Origin of the sequence: Roseospira navarrensis, from assembly GCF_009601025.1 — a bacterium.
GTDB classification, from domain to species: domain Bacteria; phylum Pseudomonadota; class Alphaproteobacteria; order Rhodospirillales; family Rhodospirillaceae; genus Rhodospira; species Rhodospira navarrensis.
Map to the genome: position 1 here is coordinate 1 of NZ_WIVE01000119.1, position 5,036 is coordinate 5,036.

Here is a 5,036-nt window from a genome sequence, read left to right on the forward strand (position 1 = left end):
CGTGGGGCGCGCCCCACGGATGGGCATGCAGGTGCGCCCCCTCGTGCAAAATTTCCAGACATCAGGTTACACAGCCTTGGCGTTGATGCCGATGATGAGCTTGTGGTCGCCGTTGCGCATGACCGTGTGGTTCCGGTCGGAGGCCCGGACATCTTCCGCGTATCCCAGGTGTGCTGCGAACCGGCGGAGGTCGATATCGGTCTTGAAGGCGTCCAATTCCGCCACCCGACGTTCGGTCAGGACGCGGTGGCCTCGCTGAAGGCTGCGGCCAGCCGCTCGTAGGCGACGGTCAGCGTCTCGAGCCGTTCGGTCAAATCGCTGATCTGCCGCGTCAGCCGCTCTTCGCGCGCGGCGGCGGCGGTCTCCATCCGGTCCACCGTGCTCAGCAGCGCGCGTTCCATGTCGGTCAGGGTTCGGGTCATGCCGGGTCTCCGGGGCTGGGGCCGTGCGGCGCGTGGACGGTTGGGACGCGGGACCTGGAGCGGTCAGCCGTCCGGTCTCGTCCGCGACGGTGGCCGCCACCTCCGGGTTGCTCACCGTCAGACCCTGGCGGACGGCCTCCCGCGCGGCCGCGTCCTTGAACGGATCGCTGCCGGTGAGCTGGATGTGGGTCCAGCCCTTGGCGCGGGCCTCCAGCATCATCAGCCGGATGGCCTCCGGCACCACGCCGGTGGTGGTGATGCGCGGCCCATGGTCCTGCACCACGACGCCACCGGCCAGACGCACGGACCGGCTCTCGACATCGATCCATCGAACGCGGGCGGCAATCTCCGGCGGCAGGGTGCAGGGGTAGAGCGTGGACCAGAGGCGCGCCTTGAACGCGGTCCGCCGGGTCGCGGACGGGGCTATTGCTCCGCCCGCATCCATGTGCCGGCGGTGTCCTTCAACTCGGTCTGCGTCCCCGGAACGATCCGGACGTGGATGCCGGGCCGCCCGGTCACCAGTGTCCAGGGGATGGTCTGCGCCTGCATCTCGCGAATCTCGGCCTGAAGGGCCGTGCGCTCCCGGGACAGGGTCGTGATCTGATCCGACAAGAACACCATCAGCCCCCAGAGACCGAGACAGGTGAGCGCGGAGATCATCAGCGGGCCGATCCAGAGCCAGCGCATCTTCCGTGTGCTGGACGCGATCGTCCGGTTCAGCGTCTCCAGCCTCGAAACCGTATCGGCTTCGATTGAAGCGAGCACGCGCCTGGACAAGCCGGTCAAGTCGGCCCTGAGCTTCGTCAACTGTTCGGCCTGCAGGGCCAGCAGCGCCTGCCGCTCCTGGTCGGACGACTCCTGCAAGCGCTGCAACCTGGTCGAAAGATGCGGCGAAGAGGGGCCCCCTGAGCCGGAGGCGGTCGCGGGGTGCTGCCCCGGGTTCGCCGATGGTGACGTATTCCTTGCCCGTTCTGTAGACATGATACCCAGCCTCCTCGAAGTGGTGCAGCAGGTCGCCCCGGCAGGTGATCAGCCCGGCTTCGATGCCCTCCCAGGCCCAGTCGGCGAGAATCTCCCGCGCGTCCTTGTCGGCCGCCTGCCCGGCACGGAGCGCCTCGGCGCTGGCCTTGGCTTTCCAGGCAGGGACCGAGACGAGGCGCCGGCGTGCCGGATCGTCCGGGTCGGCCCAGCCATGGCGGCGATTGAAGACGTCCCGGAAGGCGTCCCACGTCTGCCGGTTCTGGGTCCCGGGTGGGTTCGGGTTCAGGCTCCGGATCGCGCCGCTGCCGGTCAGGACGGCCCTTGGGGCCACAAAATTCAGTTCGAGCCGCCCCGTGTGGGTGTGGGTCGTCCAGTACGTGGCGGGCCGGTCCGCCTCCGGAATGCCGGGAAACGCGGTGTCCTCGAAGCGGCGGGTGACCTCGTCCACCTGCCGTCGGAGCGTGGGATCGCCGGCATTGAACGCCGCCACGTCGATGTCGTCCGAGGCGAACGACAGCACGCAGGAGCTATAGCGGTGCTTGAACGGCGTCGCCTGGATCGCCAGGCGAACCCGCCCGGCGTCCCCGCGCAGGACTTCGGGCGGCGGGTCGCGGGTGATGGCGTGGACCCCGCGGCCATCCGGGCCGGGCTTCATGACGACGGGGTCGTGCATGTAGCTGACCACGCCCCGGCCGGAGGCATCGTCGACACCGGTGTGCCTGGACCACATCACCATCATGATGCGTCGCCCTCCGACGCATCCCGGCTCGGGAGGGCGAGGTCCCGGATACCGCGGTCGATCTGCATCAGGGCCGCGACGACGCCGGCAGCCTCCGCCGCATCCTTGTAGGTGTTGCACCAGCGCGCGACCTGATTGAGGTTGTTGCCGATCCGGTTGACCTGGAACACCAGTCGCCGCCAGTCCTGGCGGTTCACGACCTGTGTCTTGACCGCGGCCTCCCGCAGGTAGCGGGCGAGCGGCATTCCGGCTTCTTGGGCGTGCTCTTTGAGCGCGGCCAATTCGGCGTCCGTCACCGTGATCTTGATCGAACGGGATCGAAGGTCCTCCGCCTGCTTCCGCGGTCGTCCTGGCGATGCCACACCCAGCCTCCTGTTGCGTCGGGCCGCGTGCAGCCGCCGAGATCGCGGGCGCACGGGCCTCACCGAGGCCAAGAGTGTAGTCGTGGTGCCCCGGTCGCCTGTGAGGACAGTGTAGTGTCGGATCGTGCAACCGCCAAAAGAAACGGAAATAAAATAATCAGAAAAACCTTGTCGTTCTGTGTCGATTCGGTTCAATCATCGTCATATTGTATCGCGGTATTATTGTATTTTATTCATCTCATGTCCTCTCTGCGCCCTCTTTAATGAAACGATGTTCGCAAACCGATTCGCGCGCCGGCAGATAAGCCCAGTGTTGCGCTGATGGGCCGGGCAGGGAGGTGACGTGCTTTGGCTGGATGGAGTGTGACGGGCCCCACCGCGACGAGGCGTGGTTGGCCCACCCACATCGCGGCGGTGAGGCCGCGGCCGGTGGCTGAGCGATTCCGGGCGGGCGGCTATATTCCGGGTTGCTGCGGATCGTCCGTTCGGAGGCGGGGCCAGCGCTGTCGCCGGCGGGATCAAAAAGCGATCGGGACGCCCGCGGCGACCTGTCCAGAGGGTCTGTCCTTGAGGAGGCCAACAGAGGCCGCATGACCAGGGCTCATGCGCTGCGCCCGGTGAGGGTGCTGACCCAAAGGCCCTATGCCGCCCAGGTCCGCGTCATGCGATGCCCAATGACACACTTGCACCGTTGCGCGCACGGCTTTGGCCGCCTGGACACCTGCAGGATCGTCAAGCGCCGAGATTTGGTACCTTGAGCGGTACCTTGAACGCGAAACGGCGCCCCGAGGGGCGCCGTAGCGAGACGTAAGTCCTTGAAAAAACTGGTGCCCCCGGCAGGACTTGAACCCGCAACCCCCTGATTACAAATCAGGTGCTCTACCAGTTGAGCTACAAGGGCCGTGTGAGTTGGGCCGGCGTGGATCCGCAGGGCGTTCCGTGCCGGATCCCTCCGCCGATGGGCCCGCCGCCCGCGGGCTGCGGGCCTCGCCGACGCCGTCCGCCACGCGGCGGGATGCGCCCACCCTGACTCCCCCTAACCTATACCGTCACAGGCCGGGCTTGGCCAGATCCTCCAGCGCCGTCCGGCGCAGTTCGTACAGCGCCACCGCGCAGGCGTTGGAGACGTTCAGGCTCTCCGCCGCGCCCGCGACCATGGGCAGGCGGGCGAGGTGGTCGCAGCGCTCGCGCGTGAGCCGGCGCAGGCCGCTGCCCTCGGCGCCAAGCACCAGGGCAAGCCCGCCGTGCAGGCCCGCCCCGGCGACCGTCGCCGGGGCCCGGGCCTCCAGGCCGACGCTCCAGTACCCCCGGTCCCGCAAGTCCTCCAGGGCCCGCGCCAGATTGGGCACGCGAATCAGCGGCACGCGTTCCAGGGCGCCGGACGCCGCCTTGGCCAGGGCCCCGGTTTCCGGCGGCGCATGCCGGTCCTGGGTGACCACGGCCACCGCGCCGAAGGCGGCGGCGGAGCGCAGAATCGCCCCCACATTGTGCGGGTCGGACACCTGATCGAGCACCACCACCACCGCCGAGTCGCCCGGGTCCGGCGCGGGCAGGTCCTGAATGGCGGGGGCGGGCAGGGGCCCCACCTCCAGCGCGAGGCCCTGATGGACGGCCCCGGGCGGCAACAGGGTCTCAAGGTCGGGGCGGGTCAATACGTCCACCGACAGCGCCCGGGCCGCCGCGGCCTCCGCGACGGTGTCGGCGGCGTCGCTCGTCACCCAGAGCCGGCGCAGCGGGCGCGCCGGATTCCGCAGCGCGGCCAGCACGGCGTGACGTCCGTACAACCGGGGCGGCGCGGTGGCGCTCGGCCCCGCGCCGCCGCCCTTCCGGGGGCCGCCCGGCGGCCCTCGTCGCGCCGGGCCGGGGTGGGTCGGGCCGGTGGGGCGGGGGGGGCGGTCGGGTCGGGAACGTGGCGGCATGGGGGGTCCTGGATGCGTGCGGATGGTGTGATCCCGGCTTAGCACGGGGCGGGCCCGGGCGGCAGGCGGAACGGTTGAGGGTGTCGTGATAATGTCATTGACACGGCTCCGCAAATCACCATAGTGCGGGGTCTCCGCGGGGGCGGGAAGCGCTTCCGGAGGGGTGGTCGAGTGGTTAAAGGCACCGGACTGTAAATCCGGCGGGGAAACCCTACGTTGGTTCGAATCCAACCCCCTCCACCAGACTTCTTTCCGCCCGCTCGCGGGGGGACCGGGGTGCGGGTGTAGCTCAATGGTAGAGCCCCAGCCTTCCAAGCTGGTTGTGTGGGTTCGATTCCCATCACCCGCTCCACCCCGCCCGACATGAGCCGTGATCCGGCCGGGTCCGGCCCGGATGCCGGCGCCGCGCCGAAGGCCCGCGTCCAAGGCCGATGAGTGTTCACTCGTCGGCCTTTGACGTGTCCGGCCGGCGGTCGTGTCGAGGTTTCCGCTGGGTACACCGCTGCGCACCGATTCGAGGAAGGACGGGACAGACCATGGCGAAGGAAAAGTTTGACCGCAGCAAGCCGCATTGCAACGTGGGCACGATCGGTCACGTTGACCACGGCAAGAC

At 68.9% G+C, this 5,036-nt stretch carries 3 protein-coding genes and 3 tRNA genes; 2 read left to right on the forward strand and 4 right to left on the reverse strand.

The features are described from left to right. Nucleotides 1-66: 66 nt before the first annotated feature. The 4 genes from GHC57_RS18615 to rlmB all read right to left on the reverse strand — a co-directional run bounded on the left by GHC57_RS18615 (nucleotide 67) and on the right by rlmB (nucleotide 4,423). On the reverse strand, nucleotides 67-2,142 hold the full coding sequence (locus GHC57_RS18615) for an LPD7 domain-containing protein (RefSeq protein WP_153347086.1): 2,076 nt from the start codon (nucleotides 2,140-2,142) through the stop codon (nucleotides 67-69). Continuing rightward, complete coding sequence (locus GHC57_RS18620) at nucleotides 2,139-2,504, reverse strand: plasmid mobilization protein (protein ID WP_153347088.1); 366 nt, start codon at nucleotides 2,502-2,504, stop codon at nucleotides 2,139-2,141. The genes GHC57_RS18615 and GHC57_RS18620 overlap by 4 nt, the downstream gene beginning before the upstream one ends. A gap of 825 nt (nucleotides 2,505-3,329) precedes the next feature. After that, nucleotides 3,330-3,405: transfer RNA gene (locus tag GHC57_RS18625), tRNA-Thr, on the reverse strand. Nucleotides 3,406-3,553: 148 nt separating this feature from the next. Next, nucleotides 3,554-4,423: a 23S rRNA (guanosine(2251)-2'-O)-methyltransferase RlmB gene (gene rlmB / locus GHC57_RS18630; RefSeq protein WP_153347090.1), complete on the reverse strand. Its 870-nt coding sequence runs from the start codon at nucleotides 4,421-4,423 to the stop codon at nucleotides 3,554-3,556. Nucleotides 4,424-4,580: 157 nt separating this feature from the next. On the opposite strand from rlmB, the gene GHC57_RS18635 reads away from it, so the two are divergent. Together GHC57_RS18635 and GHC57_RS18640 are read left to right on the forward strand one after the other, a co-directional pair. Further along, nucleotides 4,581-4,666, forward strand: a tRNA-Tyr gene (locus tag GHC57_RS18635). A gap of 35 nt (nucleotides 4,667-4,701) precedes the next feature. After that, nucleotides 4,702-4,775 (forward strand) — tRNA-Gly (locus GHC57_RS18640). Nucleotides 4,776-5,036: the final 261 nt, after the last annotated feature.